Below are 25,625 nucleotides of genomic sequence, written 5' to 3'. Positions count from 1 at the left end.
CCGTCACCGTCACCGTCACCGCCTCGACGCCACCGCGGACCGGGCGCTCCCCGATACCCTGGTGGGATGGCCACCCGTCGACGCTCCAGCACTCGTCGGCGCGGCGGCTCCTCCCGCCGCAGGAGCACGCGTCAGGTGCCGCGGGAGCTGCCGTTCGTCGGCCCCGGCGAGCGGCTGTGGGTGCTGGATGTCCCCTACGGCACCCAGGTCGAGGGCGCGAGCTGGCATCCGGCCGTGAAGATGCACCTGTTCGTCGGCCGCACCCTGCCCGCCCACCTCGCGCCCTATGCACCGGGCCCGCACACCCTGGGTCGCTTCCTCGAGAACCAGATCAATCCTGACGAGCCCGCGCCGAACCCCGAGCCCGCCGGGGATCTCGAGCCGCGTCGGCTCCAGTACGAGGCGGCCGACGCGATCGCCGCGCACGCGGCCGCCGGGGGACGCCAGTTCCTGCTGGCCGACGAGCCGGGCGTGGGCAAGACGATCTCCGCCGTGCTCGGTGCGTCCGCGGTGGGCGACCTGCGCGGCGCGCAGCGGGTGCTGGTGGTCGCGGACAGGCCCGCCGCGATCACCATCGGGCACTGGTGCCGCACCATCACGGCGCTCGGCGATGACGGCCTGGAGTGGGTGGTGATCACCTGGGACCGGCTGGAGAAGGTCACCGGGCACGACTGGGAGGTGATCATCGCGGATGAGGCGCACGCCCTGCGCCGCACCACCACCAAGCGCTGGAAGCACTGGGCGACGCTCTCCGGGCACAGCCGCTCGCACGCTGAGGCGCCGTTCATCATCGCGACCACCGCCACGCCCGGACACACCCCGCTCGAGCTGCCCTACCTCGCCCCCGCCTACGCACAGCATCATGACGAGCCGATGACGCAGTGGACCTCGGCGAAGCAGCCCGGCACCGATTTCGCCGACGCTCTCGAACGCCACGGGATCGCGATGGAGAAGGGTCGCTACGGCGCGACCTGGACCAGCGATCCCACGCGCCGCGCGGAGGACCTCTCGCGGGTGCGCGGCTGGCTGGAGGAGAGCGATCCGGCCGCGATGCTGCACCGGGCGGCGCCCTGGGGTCCCGTGCCGATCTCCGGCATGCCGGTGACGCTCACCCCTGCCGAGCGCGCGGCGTACGAGGCGGAGTGGGGAGAGTTCTGCCGCGAGATGGACATCGCCCGCCGCGGTAGGAACACGGCCAAAGGACGCGCGGCGCTGCTGCGGTTCCGGCAGAAGGCGGGGTTGATCCGGGTGGACTCGACGGTCGCCTGGATCGCCCAGCAGGTCGAGGCCGAACGCCAGGTGGCGTGCTCGGTCGAGTTCGTCGGCACCGCGGCGGAGCCGATCACCGAACGGCTGCGAGATTCCGGGCTCGAGGTCGCCACGATCTTCGGCCGGGACCGCTTCGACGTCGAAGCCGAACGCCTGCGGTTCCAGACCGGACAGGCGAGCGTGTGCGTGTTCACCACCGTCGCCTCGATCAGCCTGCACGCCGGAGAGACCCTCGAGAACGGGAGACAGGCCAGCACCGTGCCACGGATGGGCCTGTTCCACCAGGCCCGCTTCTCCGGCATCGCCGGCCGGCAGGTCACCGGCCGCACCCACCGCGACCACCAGGTCTCCCCCTGGCACATCGCCTACGCCGAGGGAACCGTCGAGGAGCAGGTCAGCAAGGTGATGGTGGAGCGGATCGCCGCCGCGAGCGACACCGTCGGCGGCGACACCGCAGGCCTGACCGGCGTCGCCCAGCTGCTCGGCGCGGACTGGCTGCCGGCGGCGAGCCTCACCGAGGGCAGCTGATCGCTGGGGGCGACGCCGTCGTCACTGACAGCGCAGGCCCCGATACCGGTTCACCGCGGCGTGGACCTCGAGCGGTCGTGGGCGGGCGAGGTGGCCCGGATGCCCGCGGTGCGGGGACAGGCTCTCCAGCCCCTCCGCCTCCAGGCGCGCGCACAGTGCGGCGATCGCCGCATCGAGGGAGCGGGGTGCGCCGTCCGGTCCGGGGCGCTCCAGCAGCTCGGCCAGGCGGTCCAGGGCGTGGGCGATGGCGGTGGTCTGCGCGGCATCGACCAGCTGCGAGACGGCCCCGAGGTCGATCTGCTCCCGACCCAGCCGGATGGTGCTCGGTCCGCGGGCGGAGGCGGGCTTGGTCTTTCCCGTCGGCCGCAGGGAGCCCGCAGCCGGGACCCGGGGCCGCGGCGGACCGAAGACGGTGCCGCTCTGCGCGGTGACGGGTTCGGCGAGCGCGCGGGCCTGCGCGGTGACATCTCGCGGCATGTACTCCTGCAGCGCGATCACGTGGTCGGCGACGTCGAAGAAGGCGCCAGAGCCGCCCGCGACGAGCACGGTGGAGACCCCGCGCTCGGCATGCAGCGGGCGGATCCGCTCCACGAACGGGGTGATCGGTTCGTGCGCGGCGGGGATCAGGCGGCGCATCCGGTCATCGCGGATCATGAAGTTCGTGGCGGAGGTGTCCTCGTCGATCAGCAGCGCGGAGGCGCCCGCATCCACTGCCTCGACGAGGGCGGCGGCCTGCGAGGTCGAGCCCGAGGCGTTCGTGGTCGAGAAGCGCGTGGTGTCCGTGCCGGAGGGCAGGCCGGAGATGAACGGCGAGATGTCGACGCCGGCCACGGACCGACCGTCCTCGGCGCGGATGGCGGCGACATCGCTGCGGGTGATCACCCATTCGCGGCCATCGCCCTCCCGGTGCGCGTAGACGCCCCGCTCCAGGGCCCGCAGCACGGTGGACTTGCCGTGGTAGCCGCCGCCGACGATGACGGTGATCCCCTCGGAGACGCCCATGCCGCTCACCCGGCGACCGCTGGGCAGGTCGAAGGAGACCTGCAGGGACTCGGGGCTCCTGAAGGGGACGGCGTCCTGTGTGAGCGGGAGGTCGGAGTCGCCGGCGCGCCGCGGGAGGATCGCGCCGTCGCCGACGAACGCGACCAGGCCGCGCTCGGACAGCTGGGCGCGCAGCGCCTCCTGGTCACGATGGAGGGAGACATGGGCCCACAGAGCCGCGGCGTCGAGGCTCGCGTGGAGCAGGGCGGCATCGGCGATCCGCGGCAGGGCCTCGGTGAGCAGGTGCTGCGCGGCACGCCCACGGATCCGGCGGCCGGCGGCGGGCAGCTGCACGGCGAGTCGCGCCTCGATGCCGTCGGCCGTGATCGCGACGCTGGTGCGCTCGAGGATCTCCTGCTGCGGCGCCCCGATGCTCACCCCCTCCCCGATCGAGTCGGCGGCGTGCGCGACGGCCCGGGCCAGGAAGTCGGTGGTCGCGACATGACCCGGGCGGTCGGTGAGCAGATCCTCCGGCAGGTCCGCGGCGGCGCGGTCCACCACCAGGCGCATCAGGGACGGCGGGGCGTAGGGGTCCACCTGCACGTGGTCCACCACAAGACGACAGCCGCCCAGGTCGTAGTTGCCCGTCAGCTGCTTGTAGGAGCCGTAGCCGCGTCCGTCGATCGAGGTGAGGATCCGGGTCAGAGAGTGTGCGTCCGCCATGGGTGTCCTTCCGCTCGCGGGCTCAGAGTTCGAGGTGTGCCGTCAGCCGGGCGAGGGTGCGGCGGATGACGGTGCATGTCCAGGTTGCGATCCCGCCGCGCAGCAGGGGCCGACGCAGCCCGATCCGGTGGACACGGACCGCGACTCTCTCGCCGGGCTGAGCGGGAGCGTCAGGTCAGGATCCGCAGCAGGACGAACGGAACGCGCACCACGACCTTCCCCACGTTCCAGAGCAGCTCGATCAGTTCAGGCAGTCCGACCGCCAGGTCGCCCGTGTCTCTCGCGCGCCAGCGATTCCGGCCCCGTCGAGTGCGTCGTCCCATCGGTTCCCCCATCCCTCGTGACTCAGCGATGCCGTGCCGCGTGCTTCGTGGTGGACCACTGTACGCGGGAGGCATTCTCGTCACAGGATCTCTCGTGATCCGTCGGCCGCTCACCGCGGCTGCCAGGCCGCCGGCGGCCATCGCGCCGACCCCGCCACCCGGGGGTCAGGATGGGGTCTCAGGCCCGCGCGGAGGAGTCCACCACCCGGTTCAGCCGCTCCGACATCACCAGCCCCGCCACCACCATCACGGCGAGGAACAGCGGCAGGATCCACATCCCGGTCCAGGTCGCGAGCACGCCGAAGGCGGGCGGGGCGAGCGTCGAGCCGGTATAGGCGGCGGCCATCTGGATGCCGATGATGGCCTGCGAGTTGCGTCGGCCGAAGTTGACCGGGGTGGAGTGGATGATCGCCGGATAGATCGGCGCGGAGCCGAGCCCCAGCACGACCAGCCCCGCGAGCCCCAGCACGTCCGTGGGCAGCGGCAGGGCGAGCAGCAGCGAGCCGACGCCGATCAGCACGAAGCCGCCGCGGATCAGGGCCCGGTCCCCCAGCCGGTCGGCGAAGAAGCCGGCCAGGAAGCGCCCGGCCGTCAGCCCCAGCACGAACAGGGCCCCGAAGGTGGCCGCCGCCGCGGGGCTCGTGCCCCGGGCGGTGACGAGGTAGGTCGAGCTCCACAGCAGGGCGGTGCTCTCGAGGGCACAGTAGGCGGAGAAGGTGAGCAGGATCAGCACCACGCCCGGGATCCGCAGCGCCGTCGCGAGCGGGACGGGGGCGGCGCGGTCCGGGGTGAGGTCGGCGGGGGCGTGAGCGCCGGCGTCGGCGTCCGCCCCCGAGGCGGCGTCGGCGGGGCCCTGGGTCGCTCCGGCCCGGTCCCGGTCCACCTTCCCCCACAGCGGGATGCTGGCCAGCAGCGCGAGCGTGAGCGCCCCCTGGACCAGGCCGATCACCAGGTAGGCGGTGGACCATCCCTGGCCGGAGGAGATCGCGTATCCCATCACGAAGGGGCTGATCGAGGCGCCCACACCCCAGAAGCTGTGCAGCCAGTTCATGTGCCGGGCCGCGTAGTGCAGGGCGACGTAGTTGTTCAGCGCCGCATCCACAGCGCCCGCCCCGAGCCCGTACGGGATCGCCCACAGGCACAGCATCCAGAACTGGTCCGAGACGGAGAAGCCCACCAGCGCCGCGGCGGTCATGGCCACACTGACCGCCGTGACGACGCCTGCGCCGAAGCGGAGGGTGATCCGTTCGGAGAGCAGGCTCGAGATGATGGTCCCGATCGCGATGATCATGGTGACGATGCCGGCGAAGGCGACCGGGACGCCGAGGTCCTGATGCATCACCGGCCAGCCGGCGCCCACCAGGGAATCCGGCAGGCCCAGGCTGATGAAGGCGACGTAGATGATCGCGAGCAGGAGTGAGTACACGGTGGGGCGACAGCTTTCGCTCGGGGCCGGAACTCCCCGATCCTATCCAGTGGTCGGGAACTGGGGGCAGGAACGGCGCGCCCGCTGGAGGGGCTCTCCGCCAGCTCCCCCGCCAGCTCCCTGCCCTACCCTGACCTCATGACGATGACGTCCCTGATCACCGGCGCCAGCTCCGGGCTCGGCGCCGAGTACGCCCGCCAGCTCGCCGTCCGCGGCTACCGCCTCGTGCTCGTCGCCCGCGACGCCGCCCGGCTCGAGGAGTTCGCCGCCGAGCTGACGCGCACCGGCGCGAGCGAGGTCGAGGTGCTCAGCGCGGATCTCTCCTCCCCCGGCGGCCTCGCCGCCGTCGTCGGCCGCCTCTCCGAGACCGCGCGGCCCGTGGACATGCTGATCAACAGCGCCGGCTTCGGACTCCCTCTCGCGTTCGAGAAGAACGACATCGAGGACGAGGCCCGCCACCTCCACCTCCATGTCGAGGTGCCGATGCGGCTCATGCACGCCGCGCTGCAGGGCATGCTGGCGCGCCGCTCCGGCACGATCCTCAACATCGCCTCTGCCTCCGCGGTGATGCCGCGCTCCACCTACGGGGCGGTGAAGTCCTGGCAGGTGATGTTCTCCCGCTGGGCGGGCAGCCGGTACCGCTCCCGCGGCGTCACCGTCACCGCCGTGTGCCCCGGCTACACCCACACCGAGTTCCACCAGCGGTTGGGGCTGGCCAAGGGCGAGGAGGGCATCTCCGACCGGCTCTGGCTCGACGCCCCGCGCGTGGTCGAGGAGTCGCTGCGGGACGTGGCGCGGGGCAGGGCCGTCTCCGTGCCGAGCAAGCGCTACAAGGCGATCTACACGGCGGCGCGGCTGGCACCGACGGGGCTGATGGCGAAGCTGGCCGCGCGAGGTCGGTGAGAGCGCTCCGACGCGCCGCGCCCTCAGGCCTCGGCGGCCTGCCCGGAGCGCACGGCGGCGGGCAGCGCGCCTTCGCCTCCGAGTCGGACCTCGAGCCCGCCCTCCGGCCAGTCGAACCCTGCCGGCAGCTCCTCGGCCTCGATCCTCAGCACCCCCTCGTCGCCGCTGAGGTGCACCCAGCACGTCCCGTCCTTCTCGACGGCCCGGGCCCAGTCCGCGCCGGGGATCCGGAGGGCGCCGAGCCCGCGGGAGCCGGCCAGGTGCGCCTTGTGCTCGGCCATGAACTCACCGAGCGTCTCGAGCGCACGGACCTGCAGCTCGTGCAGGGAGCCGTCGGCCCGCGGACCCACGTTCAGCAGCACCCGGCCGCCCTGAGAGACCGCATCGACCACGTGGCGCACCACCTGCGCACCGGTCAGGTACTGCGATGCGTCCTCGATCTGGTTGTAGCCGAAGCTCAGACCGATGCCGCGGCAGTTCTCCCACGGCAGGTCCTCGGGGATCTCACCGGCCTGGTACTCGGTGGTGACGAAGTCCTGGTGGGCACCGGCGAAGCGGTCGTTGATCAGACCCTCGGGGCGCTCGCGGTAGAAGTGCTCCAGCAGCTCCCCCAGCCCGCCCTCGCCGAAATGGAAGTTCTCGTCCGGCCAGCCGATGTCGTTCCAGAGCACGTCCGGCTGGTAGCGGTCGATGAGGTCGCGCATGTGCGCACTGCAGTACGTCCCGTACGCGTCATCCCGCGGGCGCTTGTGGTCATGGACGTCCTCCCCGCTGATCAGCGGATCCGTCGGCCGCACATGCCAGTCCAGGCCCCCGGAGTAGTAGACGCCGAAGCGCAGCCCGGCCTCCTGGCCGGCGTGCGAGATCTCGCCGACGAGGTCGCGGCGCGGGCCGCGCCGGACGGTGTTGCGGTCGCCCGTCCCCGGGGCATCCCACAGCGTGATGCCGTCGTGGTGCTTCGTGGTCAGCACCAGGTAGTCCGCGCCTGCGCCGCGGAAGAGCTCCGCCCAGGCCGACGGGTCGAAGTCGTCGGTGCGCCACTGGTCCAGGAAGTCGTCGTACGGGGCACCGCCGTGGACCTCGCGGTGGTGCTGCGCGGCCGGTGAGCCCTCGATGCGGATCGTGTTGGCGTACCACTCGGAATAGGAGTTGTGGGTGAGGCGGTCGGCACCGTCATCAGCGGCGCCGAGCTCGGCGGTGGGCTCCGCCCACGCCGGGACCGCGTACGCGCCCCAGTGGATGAAGATCCCGAGCGGTGCGTCGCGGAACCAGTCGGGCAGGCGGTGCGGGAGCGCATCCCACCGGTCGAGGTCCTGCATGGCGGGGCTCTCCATTCCTCGGGGCGGTCCCTCGTCGGACCTCCGCCCCGCCACGCTACGGGCTCACGCCCCCTTGCGCACCGTGATGGACCATCCCGCCTCGCCCACGCGGTCGAACGCGACGACCTCGTGGCCGTCCTCCGCGGCCCACTGGGGCAGGGAGTCGGTGGCCTGGGTGCAGTCGAAGCCGATGACCAGGTCATCGCCGGAGTTCAGCTGCTGCATGGCGTTCTTCGCGTCGATCAGCGGGAAGGGGCACACGGCGCCGTTGGTCTGGAGGGTGTAGGCGGGCATGAGGGGTCCTTTCGGTCGGCACGGAGGTCGGGTGAGGAGCGGGATCAGGCGGCCGGGGTGAGCGCCGGCGAGGGCCGGTTCGCGGCGGCGGCCTTCTGCGGGCGCACCAGGAAGAACCAGGCGGCGCCCCAGGTGCCGAGCATGATCGCGGCGAAGGAGACCCAGCCCTGGTAGCTGAACAGGCTGGTCTCCACGAGGGAGTTCCCGATGGTGCAGCCTCCGGCGAGCGCGGCGCCCACGCCCATCGCGACGCCGCCGCCGGCGCTGCGCAGGATCGTGGACGCATCCGGTACCCGCCAGCGGAACTCGCCGGCGAGCTTCGCGGCGATGAAGGAGCCCACCAGGATGCCGAGCACGAGCATCACGGACCAGTCCACGAGGGTGACGTCCCCGGTGGTGAGGAAGGTGACGATCTTGGCCGAGGGAGTGGTGATGCCGAGCCCGCCGTTGCGGCCGGCGGCGGTGGAGAGCACCCAGGCGGCGATCGCGATGACGCCCAGCAGCACGCCGCCCACCCACGGGCTCCAGGGAATGTCGGCGAGGTAGTGGCCGAGGCCGCTGCGGCGGGCGGGGAGGCTCGCGCCCTTCTTCCCGCCGCTGCGGGCGGCGTTCGTGCGCACCTGGCGCACCACCAGCACGGCGACCAGGGCCGAGAACAGCAGGGTGGGCACCCAGATGCTCACGCCGAGGGTCTCCTGGACGGTGGAGTGGGCGGTGGTGCGGGCCCGGGCGGCCTCGGTGAAGGCGCCGAGCGGCCCGTACTTCATCACTGCGGCGAACAGGGCGTAGAAGATCAGCGCCACCCAGGAGCCGATGAGGCCCTCACCGGCGCGGTAGTAGGTGCCGGTCGCGCAGCCGCCGGCCATGATGATGCCGATGCCGAACACCAGACCGCCGCCGATCACGGCCAGCGGAGCGAAGGTCGCGGGCTCCGGCGCGATGACGCCCACGCCGGTCAGCGCGGCGACACCGATCGCCTGGATCGCGATCGCGAGCAGGAAGGGGACGAAGTAGCGCGTCGAGCGGGCCAGGTACAGGTCGCGGAACGCGCCGGTCACGCAGAACCGGGAGCGCTGCAGGACGTAGCCGAGCACGGCGCCGAGGAGGAGGCCGGTGAGGATCATGACGGCCACAGTAACTAATGGGACCCATAAGCGACACCGTGAGTGAACGGGAATGGCCAGGACCTCACCCCCGCGCCGTGGAGGTGCACGCAGCGAGGGAGGCCACGGGGCCCCTCCCCCGTGCTTGTGATCCGCCGCACCGCGCTATACCGTCGCCGCACCGCCGACCGCCCGCCACCGGACGGCTCCCACCCCTGCGGAGGTCACCGATGCCCGACCCGCTCACCCCGAACATCGTCGTGCTGATGACGGACCAGCAGCGCGTGGGCTGCACCGCAGGGGAGGGCGGGCCGGACACGATGCCCCGCCTCGACGCCCTGCTGACCGACGCCTGCCGCTTCGAGCGGGCCTACACCCCCTCGCCCGTGTGCGTGCCGGCGCGCACCAGCCTGCTCACCGGCCGCTTCCCGACCGCTCACCGGGTGCGACAGAACAGCACGGCTCAGCACGCGCTGTTCGAGTCGGATCTGCTGGATGTGCTGCGCGGCGCCGGGTACTCGCTGCACTTCAGCGGCAAGCCGCACATGCACCCGGGGCCGGAGGACTTCGACTCCTACCACGGCCCCTACTTCCACGACAGCGGCCCCGAGCGCACCCGCGAGCACGAGGCCTTCGACCGCTGGCTGCGCGCGCTCGACCACGGGGTCGCCGAGGAGCCGACGCCCTTTCCGCTCAGCGCCCAGTTCCCCCACCGCATCATCGACGGCGCCCTCGAGGCGCTGACGGGCACGGGCGAGGAGGAGCCGTTCTTCCTCTGGGTCTCCTTCCCGGAGCCGCACAACCCTTACCAGGTGCCCGAGCCGTACTTCAGCATGTTCGAGGACCAGGTGCCCGGCCGGATCGCGGATGCGGACGATCTCGCGGAACTGGACTGGCGGTTCCGCTGGCTGCGGGACCTGTTCGAGCAGAAGCGGCCGGGGTACGACGCGCAGTGGCGGCGGTATCGCGCGAACTACCTGGGCATGCTGCGCCTGATCGACGACCAGGTGGGGCGCCTGCTGGACGCGCTCGGCGACCGCGCCGAGGAGACCCTGTTCCTGGTCCTCAGCGATCACGGGGACTTCCTGGGCGATTACGGGCTGCAGCGCAAGGGCGCGGGGATGCCCGAGGCGCTGATGCGGGTCCCGCTGTCCGTCGCCGGGCCGGGCGTCGCCGCGCAGCGTCGCCAGGAGCCGGTCTCCCTGGTGGATGTGATGCCGACGCTCGCGGAGTGGACCACCGGCGAGCTGCCGCCCGGTGCGCAGGGCCGGTCACTGGCTCCGCTGCTGCGCGGGGAGGCGGCGCCGCCGGAGGAGTTCTCCAGCATGCTCGGCGAGCTCGGATACGGCGGCATCTCCTACGACGAGCGCTCCCGCCCGCCCCTGCACTTCCCGTACGAGGGGCGCACGGTCGACGAGCTGAACTCGGTCACCCTCGGCGGGGAGATGCGGATGGTGGTCACCGAGCGGCTCAAGCTCGTGGTCGATGATCGCGGCGTCCACCGTCTGTTCGACCTCGAGACGGACCCGGCTGAGCTGCACGACCTCAGCGAGGACCCCGCACGCCGGGACGATCTCGCCGCGATGCAGCGGCTCCTGCTGCGCTGGATGATGCGCACGGCCGACGACCTCCCGCGCGGCGCGTACATCCCGCGCACGCGCAACCACAACTGGCGCTGGGCTCAGCCGATCGCGCCGTAACCGCGCTGCGAGGCCTTCTCCCGCAGGTCCCGGACCATGCGGCCGATCCCTGTGGCGGGCTCGGGGTCCTCGTCCTCCGGGATCTCCACGTAGTCGACGATGGAGCGCATCGTGGCCAGGTCGATGCTGGGCATCCCACCCTCGAGCAGGGTCCCGATGCGCTTGCCGACCAGGCCCTCCAGGCGCTCGGCCGCCTCCTCGCCGCGCTTCTCCCGGGTGGCCGCGAGCCGCTCCTGGAGCAGCTTCGCCGCCACGGGCGAGGTGGGGACGGGATCGGGGTGTCCGGCGACGGTGAGCTGTTCCATGTGCATCCCTCGGGTCGAGAACCCCGGCGCGGCTGGACCGCGCGTCGGGGGCCGGGCTGCTGCGACCGGCTGCTGAGCACAGTACCGGGATCTGCCGGGAGGGCACCGGGTCGTCTGCGGACCGCGGCGTCCCGGCAGCTCATGGCGCCAGCAGGTGCTCCAGGTCAGAGCCGTCCACCAGGGGGTCGTCCAGGTCGATGGTGAGCGTCGAGCGGGCCATCAGCCGGGCCGAGCCGGTGATGGTCGAGCTCCAGGCGGGGTAGTCGCCCACGGCGGTGGGCCCGAGCACGGTGCCGACGAAGCGGTTGCCGCGCGGGGAGATCGTCTCGAGCGCGTCCTCGGGGCTCAGCTCCCCCTCCCCGGCCAGCAGCGCGAGCCGGGCGGAGGTGCCGGTACCGGTGGGGCTGCGACAGATCACGCCGGGGTGCACATAGGTCGCGGACCGCGATTCGACGCTGCCGTCCTCCAGGGTGCGCACAGGGCCCATGAAGTGCACGAAGGGCAGCGGGCCCACGTCGCCGAGCGAGGGATGCTCCTGGCGCAGGCCCGGCCGGGCCGCGCGCACGAAGGCATCCCCGAAGGCGGTCAGGGCGATCTGCTCATCGGCCGTGAGCGCGAAGCCGTGGTCGTCGGCGCGGATCATCGCGTAGTAGGCGCCGCTCCACACGAGGTCGAAGCCCACGTCCCCGATCCCGGGCACCTCGATCCGGATCCCACGCTCCGCGACGAAGGCGGGCTCGCCCTGAGTGGTGACGGAGTCGACCCGCCCGTCGACCGTGTGCGCGGTGACGCGGGCGAGGCCCGCCGGGGACTCCAGCACGATCTGCTGCTCGCCGCCGGTCATCGCGATCATCCCGCTCTCCAGCAGGACAGTGGCGACGCAGAGCGTGTTGGAGCCGGAGTACATCGGATACCCCATGGCCTCCATGATGATGTAGCCGGCCTGCGCCTCCGGGTGGCCCGGCGGGACGATGAGGTCCACCGACATGGCCGGATCGCCGTAGGGCTCCGAGAGCAGCAGGCGTCGCAGACCGTCTCCCTCGTGCTGCAGCCAGCGGGCCTGCTCGAGGACGCTCACGCCGGGCAGCTGCCGGATCCCGGCGGTGACCACTCGGCTCACGTCCCCGCCGGACTGGGCGTCGATCAGCTCGATGCTGCGCTCACGGCGCATAGGGCGCCCCGATGGTCTGCCAGTGTCGATCCGGGACGACCACCAGCTTGCCGACATGGGACTTGGTGAGGAATGCACGCTGCGCCTCGTGCAGCTGCGAGAGTCGGAAGGTGCGATCCAGCAGGGGCCGGATCCGCCCGCTCTCGATGTATCCGACCAGGCGGCGGAAGGCGGCGCGGGTCCCCTGGGAGGAGCCGTGCAGCTCGAGGTGCTTGAGGTACATCGTGCGCAGGTCCAGCTCCACCACCGGACCGCCGATCGCGCCGGCGGTCGTGTACCGGCCCTCGGGGCGCAGGATCCGCAGCAGGTCGTTGAACATCTCGCCCGCCACCAGATCGGCGACCACGTCGACCGGTCCGCCGACGGTGCGGGCGACCTCGCCCACCAGGTCCTCGCCGCCGCGCAGCACCACGTCCTCGGCGCCGATGTCGCGCAGAGCCTGCTCCTTGCCGGCGCTGGTGACCGCGTACGGGATCGCGCCGCGCACCCGGGCCAGCTGGATCAGGGCCGTACCGACTCCCCCGGAGGCGCCGGTGATCAGGATGTTCTCACCCTCGGCCAGACGGGCACGGTCCAGCATCTGTTCGGCGGTGAGGGAGGCGCAGCAGAAGGTCGCCAGGCCCGCATCGGAGATGTCGGCGGTGATCTCGTGGGCGTTGGCCACCGGGACCGCGACGTACTCGGCGTAGCCACCGTCCCGGCCGTGGCCGATGTAGTCGATGTCCGCGAGCGACTCATCGCCCTCGGGACGGTGGTAGAGGCTGAAGTCGACCATCACCCGCTGGCCGATCCGGTCCCGGCTCACGCCGCCGCCGACGGCGACGATGCGGCCGACGATGTCCGCGCCCTGGATGCGGGGGAAGGAGAGGGTGGAGCGGCCGCGTCGCCAGGTGGAGACCTCGGCGGCGTCCGTCTCGCTCCCGTAGGCGCCCTCGCGCACCCAGATGTCGGTGTTGTTCATGCCGCAGGCGTGCACGTCGATCAGCACCTCTCCGGGTGCCGCATGCGGGGTGCGGGCCTCCCGCGTGTGGACGAGCTGTTCGAGGCCGCCGTGGCCCATCAGCCGGACGGCCTGCATGGTCCGGGGGATCTCCGTCATCGTGCCCCTCCTGTTCCGAGGGCGCGCGAGCGGGCGCTCGCGCCGCTGAGCCCCAGCGTGGCAGTGCAGAACGATTCAGGTCCAGGGGTGGGGCGCGGGTCGATCTGATCCCTCACCTCCACTGGCCCCGCCACGTCCCCCGCCCGTAGGATCGTGCGGTACTCACCGCTTCCAGCGTCGGCAGCGATCTTGTCCTGTTCCTGCGCTGGAGGCCCCTGATGTCGCATTCGATGACGCCGACCGCACCGCTGTCCCCCGGCCGGCTGCGGCTGGTCATCCTCGCGATGTCGCTCGGCGCGTTCGCGATCGGCACCACCGAGTTCGCGAGCATGGGCCTGTTGCCGCAGATCGCCCGCGACCTCGAGGTCTCCATCCCGCAGGCCGGCATGCTCATCACCCTGTATGCGCTCGGCGTGGTGATCGGTGCGCCGCTGGTGACCATCGCCGCGGTGCGCATCCCGCGAGCGAGGCTGCTGGTGCTGCTGATCGGCCTGATCGGGCTCGGGAACCTGCTCTCGGCGATCGCCCCGGACTTCACGACCCTTGCCGCGGCGCGCCTGATCGCCGGGCTCCCCCACGGCGCCTTCTTCGGCGTCGCCTCCCTGGTCGCCTCCCGCCTCTCCCCTCCCGGGCGGCGTGCCCGCTCGGTGTCGCTGGTGATGCTGGGTCTGACCATCGCGACGATGCTCGGCGTCCCTGCCTCGACCGCGCTCGGCCAGAGCATCGGCTGGCGCTCCGCCTACGTGATCGTGGTGGTGATCGCAGCGGCGACCACCCTGGCGATCTGGCGCCTGGTGCCGGAGCCGGAGGGTGCCGGTTCGACCAGTTCGATCCGCGGTGAGCTCGGTGCGCTGCGCCGTGCCCAGGTGTGGTTCGCACTCGGCATCGGTTCGATCGGCTTCGGCGGCATGTTCGCGGTGTACAGCTACATCGGCGAGATCGTGCCCGGCGTGATGGGCCTCGGCGAGCGCGCGGTGCCGGTGGCGTTGTTCGTGTTCGGCCTGGGCATGACGCTCGGCAACCTCCTCGCCGGACGACTCGCGGACCGCAGCATCTACGGCACCATCTTCTTCGGCCTGATCGGCATGGCGGTCAGCCTGGCCGTGTTCGGCCTGGTCGCCCAGAACGCGATCGCGGGAATGGTCGTGCTGCTCGCCATCGCGATCACCTCCCAGATGATGGGCCCCTCCCTGCAGCTGTTCCTCCTGGACGCCTCGCCCGACGCCCCCTCGCTCGCCGCAGCCCTGCACCACTCGGCGCTGAACATCGGCAACTCGCTCGGCGCCGCCCTCGGTGCGGCCGTGCTCGCGGCCGGCTGGGGCCTGCTCGCCCCGTCCTGGACCGGGGTGGTGCTCGCTGTGCTGGGGCTCGGGATCGCCGGCTGGTCGTTCGCCGTGCACCGGCGGCAGCGCTCGCGCCGGCTCGACGTGCCCGCTCGCGCCGAGGACGAGGCGTCGGTGACCGTCTGACCCTCAGGTGGATCATCGCGACGCATGATCTCGATCTGCGTGCGGTCGACCGCAGACAGGGCCCCAGCGTCGTCGTGCGGCACCCGTCCCCGACGAGGTCCAGCAGACGACGCACCACCCGGAGGAACGGCAGCCGCGCCGTCTCCGCCCGCGTCGCACGTCGTCCCCCCTCGCCTGTCGGCTCCCGCACCGGAGCCGGGGCGTCGCCGGGGAACCACGCTCCTGCGAGGGCCTGAGGTCGTGCAGGGCACGACAGCTCAGCCGACGACCACCGGGCATGACCCCACCCTTGACGGCCAGCTGTGTCCTGCGCCACACTCGGTGATGAATGGTCATTCATCGAAGCTGAGCAGCGTTCTCACGAGCTCGTCCGAGCGGTGCTCCTCCACCCCAGGAGGGTTCGTGCTCCGCCACCACGCAGCGATCTCTCCGGAGGAACCCGCTCACGCCGCCCGCGCCGCACGGTCCGATGCGCGGCGGCGGCAGATCCTGCACGCGGCCGTCCCGCTGATGGAACGCCACGGCTCGACTGCGGTGTCCATGCAGGCGATCGCCGAGGCGGCCGGGGTCTCCGTCGGCCTCATCTACCGCTACTTCGCGAGCAAGCAGGAGCTCGTGCAGGCCGTGACCGAGGGCGTGCTCGACGACATGAGGCGCCTGCTGGCCGAGGCGCTGGAGCCGGAGGATGACCCGGTGCGCCAGATCGCCGATGCCTTCGCCGCCTACTGCACCGTCATCCGGGACAACCGCCAGGCCGTGATGCTCACCTATCGCGAGTCGAACACCCTGGACGACGCAGGCCGGGGTGTGGTCAAGGAGCTGGAGATCCGGACCGTCGAGCCCCTGCGCAGCGCGGTCGACGCCGCGGTCGAGCAGGGTCTGCTGCGCCCGATCCACGCCGAGCTGTTCGCCTATGACCTGCTGACGGTGGCCCACTCCTGGGCGCTGAAGCACTGGTACTTCTGCCCTCGCATGACCTTCGAGGAGTTCCTGCGCGACCAGACCGCGCTGCTGCTGTCCACCGCGCTCCGACCGGAGCACCGCCACCGCTATCCCGATCTGCTCGGGGTGCTCGCCTAGACCCCGGACCACCCTTTTCCCAGGAGGAGGCCCCATGGATTTCGTCATCGACGACGCGATGCAGGGCTATGTCGATGCGGCCGCCGTGGTCGCGGACCAGATCGCACCCGACCAGCACCGCCGCGAACGGGAGCGGTGCATCGACCCGGAGCTGCGGCGGCAGATGGGCGAGCTCGGCCTCATCGCCCCGGAGCTCCCGGCCGCGCACGGCGGCCGCGACGAGCGCGCACTCACCTCCGGCATGATCGTCGAGCAGATCGCGCGCGGCGACCTCACCGTCGCCTACGTGCAGGTGATCGGCTCCCTCGTGGGGCAGGTCCTCGCCCGCAGCGCACGGCCCGCGGTCGCCGCGCACTGGATCCCACGGATCACCAGCGGCAGCGACCTGGTGGCGATCGGCCTCTCCGAGCCGGGCAACGGCTCCGACGCCGGCACTCCGTCGATGACGGCTCGACCCGAGCGCGGCGGCTGGTCGCTGGAGGGCACCAAGTCGATGTCCTTCGCGATGGATGCGAGCGCCGCCGTGGTGTTCGCCCGCACGGAGGCAGGCGGACGCGGCAAGGGCATCAGCGCGTTCCTGGTGGAGCTGGGCCGTGAGGGGATCGAGCGCCGTCGCGCCCCCGATATGGGGACCCGGGCCGTGGGGCGCGGGTTCATCGACTTCTCCGGCACCTGGATCCCCGAGGAGAACCTGCTGGGCGAGCTCGGCACCGGATTCACCCAGGTGATGCAGGGCTTCGACTTCTCCCGCGCGCTGATCGGCCTGCAGGTGATCGGCACCGCCCAGGCCACCCTCGACGAGACCTGGCAGTACACCAGCTCCCGCACCGCCTTCGACCAGCCGCTGAGCTCCTTCCAGGGCGTCGCCTTCCCGCTCGCGGAGGCGGAGACCCTGCTGGCCGCCGCTCGCCTGCTGTGCCAGCGCACCCTGTGGCTGAAGGACACCGGGCAGCCGCACACGAAGGAGGCCGCGATGTGCAAGTGGTGGGCGCCGAAGACGGCGTACGACGTCATCCACCAGTGCCTGCTCAGCCACGGCCAGTACGGCTATCTCACCGACCGCCCGCTCGAGCAGCGCCTGCGCGACGTGCTCGGCCTGCAGATCGGCGACGGCACCGCCCAGATCATGAAGCTCGTCATCGCCCGCCACAGCGTGGACCGCGAGTTCGCCCCGTGACCGCAGCACCCGATCCCCGCCCCGACCGACGGACCGAGCCCACGACCGATACGAGGAGCACCGCCATGGCCACACCCCCGGCCCCCACCACCAACGACCAGGACCTCACCGGCCGCATCTGCCTGGTCACCGGCGCCGCGAGCGGCATCGGCAGGGGCATCGCCACCCGGCTCACCGCAGAGGGTGCTGTGGTCGTGGTCGCCGACCTCGACGAGGAAGCCGCCCGCCGCACCGCCGCGGAGCTCGGCGGGCAGAGCCTCGCCGTGCACGTCGACATCGCGGACCGGGCGAGCGTGGAGGCGATGACCGCGCAGGTCATCGACCGCTTCGGCCGGATCGACGTGCTGGTCAACAACGCCGGCTGGGACAAGGTGGGCCCCTTCCTGGAACAGGACCCCGCGCTCTGGGACCGCATCATCGGGATCAACCTGTTCGGCACCCTGCACTGCAGCCAGTCCGTCGTGCGGGTGATGGCCGAACAGGGCCACGGCACCGTCGTGAACATCGCCTCCGACGCCGCCCGGGTGGGCTCGAGCGGTGAAGCCGTGTACTCAGCCTGCAAGGGCGGGATCGTCGCGTTCACCAAGACCCTCGCCCGGGAGAGTGCCCGCACAGGCATCACCGCGAACGCCGTGTGCCCCGGCCCGGCGGACACCCCCCTGTTCGACTCCATCTCCGAGGACAACCCCGCGCTGCGCACCGCCTTGGAGCGGGCGATCCCGCTGCGCCGTCTCGCCCAGCCCGAGGACCTCGCCAACGCCGTCGCGTTCCTCGCCTCCCCCGCCTCCCACTACATCACCGGCCAGACCCTGTCCGTCTCCGGCGGGCTCACGATGGCCTGATCCGGTCATCGCCCGCCCCCGCCCGCACCGGCCGACGCCCCGGCTCCTTCCCGGAGTCGCACCACCCGCCGCACCCCGCACAGAGAGCACCAGGCCATGACGGATCAGCAGCCCCCACCCCTCACCACGCTCCGCACCGAGGTCGCCGACCGGATCGGCATCCTCACTCTGCACCGCCCGGACCAGCGCAACGCCTTGAACGCGGCTCTGCTGGCGGAGTTCGCCGCCGTGCTCACCGCCTGGGAGGCCGACGAGTCGGTGCAGGGCATCGTCATCACCGGCAGCGGCGAGAAGGCCTTCGCCGCCGGGGCGGACATCTCCGAGGTCGCCGGCTGGGACGTGAGCACCGGACTCGCCGCGGAGATGCAGCGCCTCTTCGACCGGCTCCAGGAGTTCCCCAAGCCCACCCTCGCCGCGGTGAACGGCGTGGCGATGGGTGGCGGGCTGGAGCTCGCGATGAGCTGCGACCTCCGCATCGCCGCCGAGGACGCGCGGATGGGCCTGCCCGAGGTGGGCCTCGGAGTGCTGCCCGGCGCCGGCGGCACCCAGCGGCTCTCCCGCCTGGTGGGCCCCGGCCGTGCGCTCGAGATGATCCTCACCGGGCGCGCCCTGAGCGCCGAGCAGGCCGAGCACTGGGGGCTCGTCACCCAGGTGGTGCCGGCAGCGGACCTGCTGACCACCGCCACGGAGACCCTGGGGACGGTCCTTGCCAAGGGACCGCTCGCGGTGCGCCTCGCGAAGATGGTGATCGGCCCCGGTCACGACACCGATCAGCGCACCGGGCAGCTGCTCGAGCAGCTCGCGCAGACCCTGCTCTACACGACCGGGGACAAGGCCGAGGGCACAGCGGCGTTCCTGGAGAAGCGGGCGCCGGAGTTCACGGGGCGGTGAGACGGGCGGTCCCGTCCCGTCTCCCTGTGCGTGCTCGCCTTGACCTCCTCCGCCGCAGGCCGGAGACTCGCACACGACTCTTCCCCGAGCCCGCGAGGTCATCGATGCCCGAGCCCGACCTGTCCGTTCCCGAACGCGCGGTGCAGCTGCACGACAAGTCGTTCCCCGCCGAGCTCGCCGGCCGCTCGATCACTGCGCTGGACGCTCCGCTGGGCTCCTTCTCCACTCCGCTCCTGGTGCTCGACGAGTCCGCGATCGCGCACAATCTGCAGGTCATGTCCCGCTGGACCGCTGAGCGCGGGCTCGAGCTGATGCCGCACGGGAAGACCACGATGGCGCCGGTGCTGTGGCAGCGGCAGCTCGCGGCCGGCTGCACCGGGATCACGGTCGCCACCGGCTGGCAGGCCGATCTCGCGCTGCGGGCGGGCGTGGCGACCGTGCAGCTGGCGAACACCTGCACCGATCCCGCGCTGCTGCGCCGGCTCACCGCGCAGCTGGCCGCGCACCCGGAGCAGGAGCTGGTGTGCTGGGCGGACAGCCTCGCCACGGTCGATCTGCTCGAGAGGGAGCTGCCGGCCGGCAGCTCCCTCGGTGTGCTGGTGGAGCTCGGCGCGGACGGCGCACGCACCGGGGTGCGCGACGCACCGCTGGCCAGGGAGATCGCTGAACGCGTCGCCGCCTCCCCCGTGCTGCGCCTGGTGGGTGCAGCCGGATACGAGGGGGCGATCGCCCATGACCGCTCCCCCGCCTCCCTGGCCGCCGTCTCCGCCTACTGCGAGCGCCTCGCCGTGCTCGCCGAGTCGCTGCGCCCCCTGATCGATCGCACGCCATGGGTGAGCGCAGGCGGGAGCGCCTACTTCGACCTGGTCGCCGATGCCTTCGCCCCGCTCACCGGCATGCGGAGGATCCTCCGCTCGGGCGCGTACATCGTCCACGACTCCGGCTTCTACCGGGGCATCTCCCCTCTGGACACCACTCGCGAGGTGGCCGAGGCCGAGGCGCTGCTGCCCGGGATGCGCGCCTACGCCCGCGTGGTCTCGATGCCCGAGCCCGGTCTCGCTCTGCTGGATGCCGGCAAGCGCGATGTGCCCTATGACGAGGGGTTGCCGGTCCCGCTCGGCGTGGCCTCCGCGCTCGGCGGTGGCGAGCGTCCGCTGACCGGTGAGATCACCGCGCTGAACGACCAGCACGCCTTCCTCCGCCACGAGGTCACAGCGGACCTCGCGCTCGGGGACGTGGTCACGCTGGGGCTGTCGCATCCGTGCACCGCCTTCGACAAGTGGCGGCTGATCCCGGTCCTCGACCCCGCAACCGGGAGGGTGCGCGAGGCCGTGGAGACGTTCTTCTGAGCGCCGTGCTGATCCGCGGCGGCCACGTCGTCACCGCGGGCCGGACCGACGCCGTCGGCCGCACCGGCGCCGCCGCGGACCGTGATGCCGGCGTCGACCGTGCCGCCGTCGCGGGCCGAACCGCCCGCTCGGAGGGCGTCGTCCGGGCCGACGTGCTGATCGAGGGGGCGCGGATCAGCGCCGTCGGCCGCATCGATCCTGCGCGCCTGGATGCTGCACGCGCTGCGGGCCTCGAGGTCCTCGAGGCCGACGGGCGCCTGGTGATGCCCGGGTTCGTCGACGCGCACTCGCATGCCGAGGGCGCCGTGTTCGACCGGGACGTGCAGCTGGCGCTGCTGCGCCAGGGCGTGACCAGCGTGATCGGCGGGCAGGACGGGGTCTCCTACGCCCCCGGCGACGGCAGGTGGGCGAGTGAGTACTTCGCGGCGATCAACGGCCCCCACCCCACCTTCCGCGGCGGCTCGATGGCGGAGCTGCTGGCCACCTACGACGGCACGGTGCCGCTGAACGTCGCCCACCTGGTCCCTGCCGGAACCGTCCGCCACCAGGTGATGGGCAGGACGGACGCACCCGCCGGGTCCGAGGAGCTCGCAGAGATGACCGCACTGGTCGCCCAGGCGGTGGCCGACGGGGCGGTAGGGCTCTCGACCGGGCTGGACTACACCCCGGGCCTGTTCGCGAGCACGGAGGAGATCGCGGCGCTGTGCCGGCCCCTCTCCCCCGCCGGACTGCCGTATGTCACCCATATGCGCGGCGGCTACGAAGAGAACTCGCAGGTGGGGGTCGAGGAGGCTGCCCGGATCGGCCGCGCGGCCGGGGTGCCGATCCACATCTCCCACTTCCATACCCGTGCCGCGGAGGCCGAGCGGCTGATGGCGCTCCTCGCGGCGGACGGAGTGGACGCGAGCTTCGACGCCTACCCGTACACCCGAGGCTGCTCCCTGCTGGGGATGGCCCTGCTCCCGCCCGCGCTGAATGCGATGGACCCGGCCGAGGCGAGCGCCCTGCTCCAGGACCCCGGGCAGCGGGAACGGCTGCGGGAGGACTGGTTCCCGGGCGTCGCCCACCATCCGAGTCTCGGCCCGCAGTGGCCGGAGCTGATCACGCTCGCGCATCTCGCGGCGAGGGAGCATGCCTGGGCGCACGGGCTCACCCTCGCCGAGGTCGCCGCCCGGCGCGGCACCGACCCGATCGAGGCGGCGATGGATCTGCTCGCCGCCTCCGCGCTCGAGGTGAACGTGGTGATGGCGGTGCGTGACCAGCGCCCGGTCGATGATCTGGGGCAGCTGATCGCTCATCCGCGGCATCTGGGAGGGTCCGACGGGATCTTCGTGGGTGCTCACCCGCACCCCCGTGCCCGAGGCACCTTCGCCGCGTACCTCGGCACCTATGTGCGCGAGCACGGGTTCCTCGACTGGGCACAGGCGGCGCAGCATCTCTCCACCGGTGCCGCGGAGCGGTTCCAGCTCGGGGACCGCGGCGCCGTCGCTGAAGGATTCCTCGCCGACCTCGTGCTGGTGGATCCCGAGACCGTCGCCGACCGTGCCACCTACGCGGAGCCGCTCGCTCTCGCGGTGGGCATCGAGGATGTGCTGGTGGCCGGCCGCTGTGTGCTCGCCGGCGGCCGGCTCACCGGTGCGCTGTCCGGAGCGGGCCTGCGTGCCAGGCCCCGTGCAGGACTGCGTGCCGGTCTGCGTGCCGCACCCCGTACCGATGGACGCGGCGGAGCACCTCCGCGGCACGGCCCCGGCCCCGTGCTCGCCGACGGCTCGCCGCCGTCCCCCTGACCCGGCAGGGCACCGCCCCTGCCGCCCCGCAGACCGGATCACCCCACAAGGAGAATCATGACCCCCAAGGAAGCCCTCCGCACCGACGCCGCCCCGCAGCCCGCCGGGCCCTACAGCCAGGCGATCGTCAGCGGCGACCTGCTGTTCACCGCAGGATTCGGCCCGCAGGACCCCGCCACCGGTGAGGTCGCGGAGTCCGTCGCCGAGCAGACCCGGCAGGTGCTGCGGAACCTCCAGGCGGTGCTCGCCGAGCGCGGCGCCACCCTGGACGATGCGCTGAAGACCACCGTGCACCTCGCCGATCTCGCGGACTTCCAGGAGTTCAACGAGGCCTACCGCGAGTTCTTCTCCGAGCCGTTCCCGGTGCGCACCACCGTCGGCTCCCAGCTGGCGAACATCCTGGTGGAGATCGATCTGGTGGCGCGCCTGGAGAGCTGATCCCGCGCTCAGGGGGCCGGCGATCCGAACGGTCAGTCCCTTGGGTCCTCCCGGCAGGGGGCGTAGCGTGCAAGGCGGGAGGCGCACCCCTGCTCGGGGCCTGCCGTCGACCCACCCGACGACAGGAGACCACGATGGGACCGAACGTCACCCTGAGATCACTCGAGACCGCCGTCCCCGGCACCGAGCTGCGACAGTCCGAGGTGCGTGATGCCCTGTTGGCGCAACCGGACCTCTCCCGCCTCGGGAAGCGCCTGATCAGCACCTCCTTCGACGCCTCCGGGATCGAACGCCGCTACAGCGCCCTCTCCGAGTGGCATGGAACGGCTGACGGCGAGGACCCGGTGTTCTTCGAGGCGGGGACCGGACGGTTCCTGCACCCGCCCACCGGTGCCCGCAACGAGGTCTACGAGCGGGAGGCCTCCGCACTGTACACACAGGTCGCGGCCGCGGCGCTCGACGCCGCCGAGGGACTCCAGGCAGCGGACGTCACCCACGTCATCACCGTCTCCTGCACGGGGTTCTTCGCCCCCGGGCCCGACTACCGGATCGTGCGCGCCCTCGGCCTGGACCCTGCCGTGCAGCGCTATCACCTGGGCTTCATGGGCTGTTACGCGGCGATGCCGGCACTGCGCCAAGCGCAGACGATCTGCCGTGCCGAGCCGGACGCGGTGGTGCTGGTGGCCACCGTCGAGCTCTGCACCCTGCACGTGCGCACCTCGAACGATCCCGACACCATCGTCGGCTCCTCCCTGTTCGCCGACGGCGCCGCAGCGGCGATCGTCACCGGGAAGGAGCTGCCCTCGACCACCCCGCTGCTGCAGCTGGACCATTTCGAGACGGTGCTGACCCCCGTCGGGGAGGAGGCGATGGCATGGCGCATCGGTGACCACGGCTTCGAGATGGTGCTGGGCACCTATGTCCCGCACATCATCGATGAGCACATCACGGGTGCCCTGGTGCCGCTGCTCGCCCACGAGCCCGCGCTCACGGAGCTGCCTTACCGCAAGATCGAGCACTGGGCGATCCATCCCGGCGGTCGCAGCATCCTCGACAAGGTCGAGGCGAAGCTCGAGCTCACAGAAGCCCAGCTCGTGCCCGCCAGGGAGACCCTGCGCGATTTCGGGAACATGTCCAGCGCGACCGTGATGTTCGTGCTCCAGCGCATTCTGCGCTCCCAGACCACCGGCCGACGAGAACGCGTGTGCGCGATGGCCTTCGGCCCGGGCCTGACGGTGGAGACGGCGCTGCTGACCGCCATCGGCGCACCCGAGTCGTGATCCTGCCCGCCCTCTCCGCCCGGGACGAGCTCGTCCGGGAGCAGATGGACGATCCCACCTGCGATCCAGACCGGCTCGAGCGCACCTACGCCGCCTTCCGCCAGGTCAACGCCGCCGTCGCCGGCTGGCGCACCGCCTATCGTCGCCGCCTGCGGCCGCTCCTGCGCACCGACGGGCCGACCACGATGCTGGACATCGGATGCGGCGGAGGGGACGTGGCCCGGGCCCTCAACCGCTGGGCCCGCCATGACGGCCACGACCTGCGCGTCACCGGCATCGACCCCGATCCACGAGCTCATGCCTGGGCGCGAGGCCGGCCGCCCGTCGCGGGCGTGCAGTTCCGTCGGGCGCACTCGCGCGACCTGGTCGCCGACGGGGAACGCTTCGACCTGGTCATCTCCAACCATCTGCTCCACCACCTCGACCCTGATCAGCTTCACGGCCTGCTCGAGGACTCCGCTCGACTGGCACGCAGCGCCGTGGTGCACAGCGACATCCGGCGCGGACGCCTCGCCTATGCGTTGTTCTCCGCGGGCACCTGGCCGCTGTTCCCCGGGACCTTCATCCGCGAGGACGGCCTCACCTCGATCCGTCGCAGCTATTCCGCGCCGGAGCTGCGAGCCCGTGTCCCGGACAGGTGGGACGTGAGCACCCCGGGACGCTTCCGGCTGCTGCTCACCCTCGACGGTCACGCCCCGTGAGCGCGGGCACGGGACCGGTCGAGGACGCCGCGTGCGCGGTGCTGATCGTCGGCGCGGGGCCCACGGGCCTGCTGCTGGCCGCTCTGCTCGCCCGGCGAGGGGTGGACGTGCGCGTGCTGGAGCGGCGCGCGGCACCCCCGGTGCATTCCCGCGCCATCGGCCTGCACCCGCCGGCGCTGCGGGCCCTTGCCGAGATCGGGTCGGCGCGCGAGGCGGTCGCGCTCGGCGAACGGGTCCGCATCGGCCGGGCGCGGGCCCGGGGCCGTGCGCTGGGCGGCGTGGACTTCGCCCGGGGCCGGGCGCTGGCACCTTTCGTGCTCACACTGCCCCAGAGTCGCACCGAGGACTTGCTCGTCCAGCGGCTCGCTGCGCTCGCCCCGTCCGCCCTGCAGCGGGGCTGGGAGGTGACGGACCTCCAGGAGGCGGCCGGCGCGGTCACCGTGACCGCTCGGCGCAGCGGCGCGGATCCCGGCCTCCTCCGGCTGCGGGCGGATCTCGTCGTCGGCGCCGACGGCTCTCGATCCCGTGTGCGCTCACTGCTCGGGATCCCCGCCGACGGGCGCGACCCATCGGACATGTACCTGATGGGCGACCTCGCCGATCCCGCTGGGGCGGAGGATGAGCGCGAAGCGCACATCCATCTCGAATCCGGCGGGGTCGTCGAGTCCTTCCCCCTGCCCGGCGGGCAGCGACGCTGGGTCGTGCACACGGGGACGGTCGGCAGGGATCCGACGGCCGCGCTATTGGTCGCTCTCGTGCGCGAGCGCACCGGAACGGTGCTGGACCCCGCCACGGCCACCATGATCAGTGCCTTCGCAGTGCGTCGCCGTGCGGCACGGCGGCTGTTGTCACGCCGCTGCGTCCTGCTGGGCGATGCGGCTCACGAGATCAGTCCGATCGGCGGCCAGGGCATCACGCTCGGCTGGCTCGACGCCCTCGACCTCGCCCCGCTGATCGAGCACGCTCTCGCCCTGCGGCGGCCTCCTGCGCTGCGGGAGGATCCCGCCTGGCGTCGCGTCGAGCGGAGGATCCGGCGCCGGACCCGATGTGCGGGAGCGCTCGCGACTCTGAACACGGTGCTGGGCCGGCCCGCTCCGGGGCCGCTCTCGGAGCTGCGCGCCCTGACGGTGCGTCTGGTGCTGGGCACGTCGCTGCGGGACCGGATGGCGTGGGTGTACTCGATGGGGTGGGCGGCGCGCTCGATGAGACGGGATTCCCGTGGAGGTGGTCTCCGCCGCCACGTGCGTCGTGCCGGCGGAGCCGAGGGATTGTGGGGCCGGATCGGCTGGCGGTGATTCGCCGAGGCCCGCAGCGGTCTGCTTCTGCTTTCGGGCATGAAAAAAGGGAGTGGAGGAGGCGAACACCCCGCAGGGGTTCAAGCACTCCTCCACTCCCAGTGAAGATGTCCGGCGGCGACCTACTCTCCCACACCCTCCCGAGTGCAGTACCATCGGCGCAATCGAGCTT

General features: G+C 72.2%; 22 protein-coding genes. 14 read left to right on the top strand and 8 right to left on the bottom strand.

Annotated elements, in window-relative coordinates; genetic code table 11:
• Window positions 1–66: 66 nt before the first annotated feature.
• Entirely contained in the window at window positions 67–1,797 is a 1,731-nt protein-coding gene (locus VF289_RS16950) for a helicase (RefSeq protein ID WP_330885179.1), read from the top strand.
• A gap of 21 nt (window positions 1,798–1,818) precedes the next feature.
• Here the strand turns inward: VF289_RS16950 and VF289_RS16945 are convergent, their stop codons facing one another.
• Together VF289_RS16945 and VF289_RS16940 are read right to left on the bottom strand one after the other, a co-directional pair.
• A complete protein-coding gene (locus VF289_RS16945; protein ID WP_330885177.1) occupies window positions 1,819–3,501 on the bottom strand; it encodes an ABC-ATPase domain-containing protein in 1,683 nt (560 codons plus the stop codon).
• A gap of 501 nt (window positions 3,502–4,002) precedes the next feature.
• Window positions 4,003–5,250 (bottom strand): MFS transporter, encoded by a 1,248-nt coding sequence (locus VF289_RS16940; protein ID WP_330885175.1) that lies wholly within the window; start codon window positions 5,248–5,250, stop codon window positions 4,003–4,005.
• Window positions 5,251–5,388: 138 nt separating this feature from the next.
• On the opposite strand from VF289_RS16940, the gene VF289_RS16935 reads away from it, so the two are divergent.
• Window positions 5,389–6,153, top strand: a complete 765-nt coding sequence (locus VF289_RS16935) for an SDR family NAD(P)-dependent oxidoreductase (RefSeq protein WP_330885173.1) — start codon at window positions 5,389–5,391, stop codon at window positions 6,151–6,153.
• Window positions 6,154–6,176: 23 nt separating this feature from the next.
• On the opposite strand, the gene VF289_RS16930 is transcribed toward VF289_RS16935, so the two are convergent.
• The 3 genes from VF289_RS16930 to VF289_RS16920 form a co-directional block, all read right to left on the bottom strand.
• Window positions 6,177–7,472, bottom strand: coding sequence for an alpha-L-fucosidase (locus tag VF289_RS16930; RefSeq protein WP_330885171.1), 1,296 nt, complete (start codon window positions 7,470–7,472; stop codon window positions 6,177–6,179).
• Window positions 7,473–7,535: 63 nt separating this feature from the next.
• Window positions 7,536–7,766 (bottom strand): sulfurtransferase TusA family protein, encoded by a 231-nt coding sequence (locus VF289_RS16925; protein ID WP_330885169.1) that lies wholly within the window; start codon window positions 7,764–7,766, stop codon window positions 7,536–7,538.
• Window positions 7,767–7,810: 44 nt separating this feature from the next.
• Window positions 7,811–8,890: a YeeE/YedE family protein gene (locus VF289_RS16920; protein WP_330885168.1), complete on the bottom strand. Its 1,080-nt coding sequence runs from the start codon at window positions 8,888–8,890 to the stop codon at window positions 7,811–7,813.
• Window positions 8,891–9,099: 209 nt separating this feature from the next.
• Between VF289_RS16920 and VF289_RS16915 the strand changes: the two genes are divergently transcribed.
• Window positions 9,100–10,569 carry a sulfatase-like hydrolase/transferase gene (locus tag VF289_RS16915; protein ID WP_330885166.1) on the top strand — a complete coding sequence of 490 codons (1,470 nt, stop codon included), beginning with the start codon at window positions 9,100–9,102 and terminating at the stop codon, window positions 10,567–10,569.
• Here VF289_RS16915 and VF289_RS16910 read toward each other — a convergent pair.
• From VF289_RS16910 to VF289_RS16900, 3 genes are all read right to left on the bottom strand, one after another.
• Entirely contained in the window at window positions 10,551–10,874 is a 324-nt protein-coding gene (locus tag VF289_RS16910; protein ID WP_330885165.1) for a hypothetical protein, read from the bottom strand. The genes VF289_RS16915 and VF289_RS16910 overlap by 19 nt on opposite strands.
• Window positions 10,875–11,013: 139 nt before the next feature.
• Entirely contained in the window at window positions 11,014–12,045 is a 1,032-nt protein-coding gene (locus tag VF289_RS16905; protein WP_330885164.1) for a proline racemase family protein, read from the bottom strand.
• Window positions 12,035–13,144 carry an alcohol dehydrogenase family protein gene (locus VF289_RS16900; RefSeq protein WP_330885163.1) on the bottom strand — a complete coding sequence of 370 codons (1,110 nt, stop codon included), beginning with the start codon at window positions 13,142–13,144 and terminating at the stop codon, window positions 12,035–12,037. Before VF289_RS16900 ends, VF289_RS16905 begins: the two co-directional genes overlap by 11 nt.
• Before the next feature lie 230 nt (window positions 13,145–13,374).
• On the opposite strand from VF289_RS16900, the gene VF289_RS16895 reads away from it, so the two are divergent.
• The 11 genes from VF289_RS16895 to VF289_RS16845 all read left to right on the top strand — a co-directional run bounded on the left by VF289_RS16895 (window position 13,375) and on the right by VF289_RS16845 (window position 25,453).
• The gene (locus tag VF289_RS16895) at window positions 13,375–14,613 is read left to right on the top strand and encodes an MFS transporter (protein ID WP_330885161.1); all 1,239 of its coding nucleotides are present in this window, start codon (window positions 13,375–13,377) and stop codon (window positions 14,611–14,613) included.
• Window positions 14,614–15,015: 402 nt separating this feature from the next.
• Entirely contained in the window at window positions 15,016–15,693 is a 678-nt protein-coding gene (locus VF289_RS16890; RefSeq protein ID WP_330885159.1) for a TetR/AcrR family transcriptional regulator, read from the top strand.
• 34 nt (window positions 15,694–15,727) lie between these two features.
• Window positions 15,728–16,870: an acyl-CoA dehydrogenase family protein gene (locus VF289_RS16885; protein WP_330885157.1), complete on the top strand. Its 1,143-nt coding sequence runs from the start codon at window positions 15,728–15,730 to the stop codon at window positions 16,868–16,870.
• A 65-nt stretch (window positions 16,871–16,935) separates the two neighbouring features.
• Complete coding sequence (locus VF289_RS16880; RefSeq protein WP_330885155.1) at window positions 16,936–17,712, top strand: glucose 1-dehydrogenase; 777 nt, start codon at window positions 16,936–16,938, stop codon at window positions 17,710–17,712.
• 96 nt (window positions 17,713–17,808) lie between these two features.
• A complete protein-coding gene (locus tag VF289_RS16875; protein ID WP_330885153.1) occupies window positions 17,809–18,603 on the top strand; it encodes an enoyl-CoA hydratase/isomerase family protein in 795 nt (264 codons plus the stop codon).
• Between the two features lie 104 nt (window positions 18,604–18,707).
• Window positions 18,708–19,952 (top strand): alanine racemase, encoded by a 1,245-nt coding sequence (locus VF289_RS16870; protein WP_330885151.1) that lies wholly within the window; start codon window positions 18,708–18,710, stop codon window positions 19,950–19,952.
• 5 nt (window positions 19,953–19,957) lie between these two features.
• Window positions 19,958–21,739, top strand: a complete 1,782-nt coding sequence (locus VF289_RS16865) for an N-acyl-D-amino-acid deacylase family protein (protein WP_330885149.1) — start codon at window positions 19,958–19,960, stop codon at window positions 21,737–21,739.
• A gap of 57 nt (window positions 21,740–21,796) precedes the next feature.
• Window positions 21,797–22,177 (top strand): Rid family detoxifying hydrolase, encoded by a 381-nt coding sequence (locus tag VF289_RS16860; protein WP_330885147.1) that lies wholly within the window; start codon window positions 21,797–21,799, stop codon window positions 22,175–22,177.
• Window positions 22,178–22,266: 89 nt separating this feature from the next.
• Window positions 22,267–23,457: a type III polyketide synthase gene (locus VF289_RS16855; protein WP_330885318.1), complete on the top strand. Its 1,191-nt coding sequence runs from the start codon at window positions 22,267–22,269 to the stop codon at window positions 23,455–23,457.
• Entirely contained in the window at window positions 23,454–24,158 is a 705-nt protein-coding gene (locus VF289_RS16850) for a class I SAM-dependent methyltransferase (protein ID WP_330885145.1), read from the top strand. The genes VF289_RS16855 and VF289_RS16850 overlap by 4 nt, the downstream gene beginning before the upstream one ends.
• Window positions 24,155–25,453, top strand: a complete 1,299-nt coding sequence (locus VF289_RS16845; protein WP_330885143.1) for an NAD(P)/FAD-dependent oxidoreductase — start codon at window positions 24,155–24,157, stop codon at window positions 25,451–25,453. The genes VF289_RS16850 and VF289_RS16845 overlap by 4 nt, the downstream gene beginning before the upstream one ends.
• Window positions 25,454–25,625: the final 172 nt, after the last annotated feature.

The sequence above is a fragment of the Brachybacterium sp. genome, assembly GCF_036379615.1.
Lineage (GTDB): Bacteria > Actinomycetota > Actinomycetes > Actinomycetales > Dermabacteraceae > Brachybacterium.
The sequence above is the reverse complement of the archived record's forward strand: the minus strand, read 5'-3'. Positions and strand labels throughout refer to the sequence as shown.

Coding starts and splice junctions, on each gene's coding strand:
- VF289_RS16880 (WP_330885155.1), top strand. CDS start 16,936: ATGGCCACACCCCCGGCCCCCACCACCAACGACCAGGACCTCACCGGC.
- VF289_RS16860 (WP_330885147.1), top strand. CDS start 21,797: ATGACCCCCAAGGAAGCCCTCCGCACCGACGCCGCCCCGCAGCCCGCC.
- VF289_RS16950 (WP_330885179.1), top strand. CDS start 67: ATGGCCACCCGTCGACGCTCCAGCACTCGTCGGCGCGGCGGCTCCTCC.
- VF289_RS16935 (WP_330885173.1), top strand. CDS start 5,389: ATGACGATGACGTCCCTGATCACCGGCGCCAGCTCCGGGCTCGGCGCC.
- VF289_RS16945 (WP_330885177.1), bottom strand. CDS start 3,501: ATGGCGGACGCACACTCTCTGACCCGGATCCTCACCTCGATCGACGGA.
- VF289_RS16875 (WP_330885153.1), top strand. CDS start 17,809: ATGACGGATCAGCAGCCCCCACCCCTCACCACGCTCCGCACCGAGGTC.
- VF289_RS16870 (WP_330885151.1), top strand. CDS start 18,708: ATGCCCGAGCCCGACCTGTCCGTTCCCGAACGCGCGGTGCAGCTGCAC.
- VF289_RS16895 (WP_330885161.1), top strand. CDS start 13,375: ATGACGCCGACCGCACCGCTGTCCCCCGGCCGGCTGCGGCTGGTCATC.
- VF289_RS16885 (WP_330885157.1), top strand. CDS start 15,728: ATGGATTTCGTCATCGACGACGCGATGCAGGGCTATGTCGATGCGGCC.
- VF289_RS16905 (WP_330885164.1), bottom strand. CDS start 12,045: ATGCGCCGTGAGCGCAGCATCGAGCTGATCGACGCCCAGTCCGGCGGG.
- VF289_RS16900 (WP_330885163.1), bottom strand. CDS start 13,144: ATGACGGAGATCCCCCGGACCATGCAGGCCGTCCGGCTGATGGGCCAC.
- VF289_RS16920 (WP_330885168.1), bottom strand. CDS start 8,890: ATGATCCTCACCGGCCTCCTCCTCGGCGCCGTGCTCGGCTACGTCCTG.
- VF289_RS16910 (WP_330885165.1), bottom strand. CDS start 10,874: ATGGAACAGCTCACCGTCGCCGGACACCCCGATCCCGTCCCCACCTCG.
- VF289_RS16930 (WP_330885171.1), bottom strand. CDS start 7,472: ATGCAGGACCTCGACCGGTGGGATGCGCTCCCGCACCGCCTGCCCGAC.
- VF289_RS16925 (WP_330885169.1), bottom strand. CDS start 7,766: ATGCCCGCCTACACCCTCCAGACCAACGGCGCCGTGTGCCCCTTCCCG.
- VF289_RS16915 (WP_330885166.1), top strand. CDS start 9,100: ATGCCCGACCCGCTCACCCCGAACATCGTCGTGCTGATGACGGACCAG.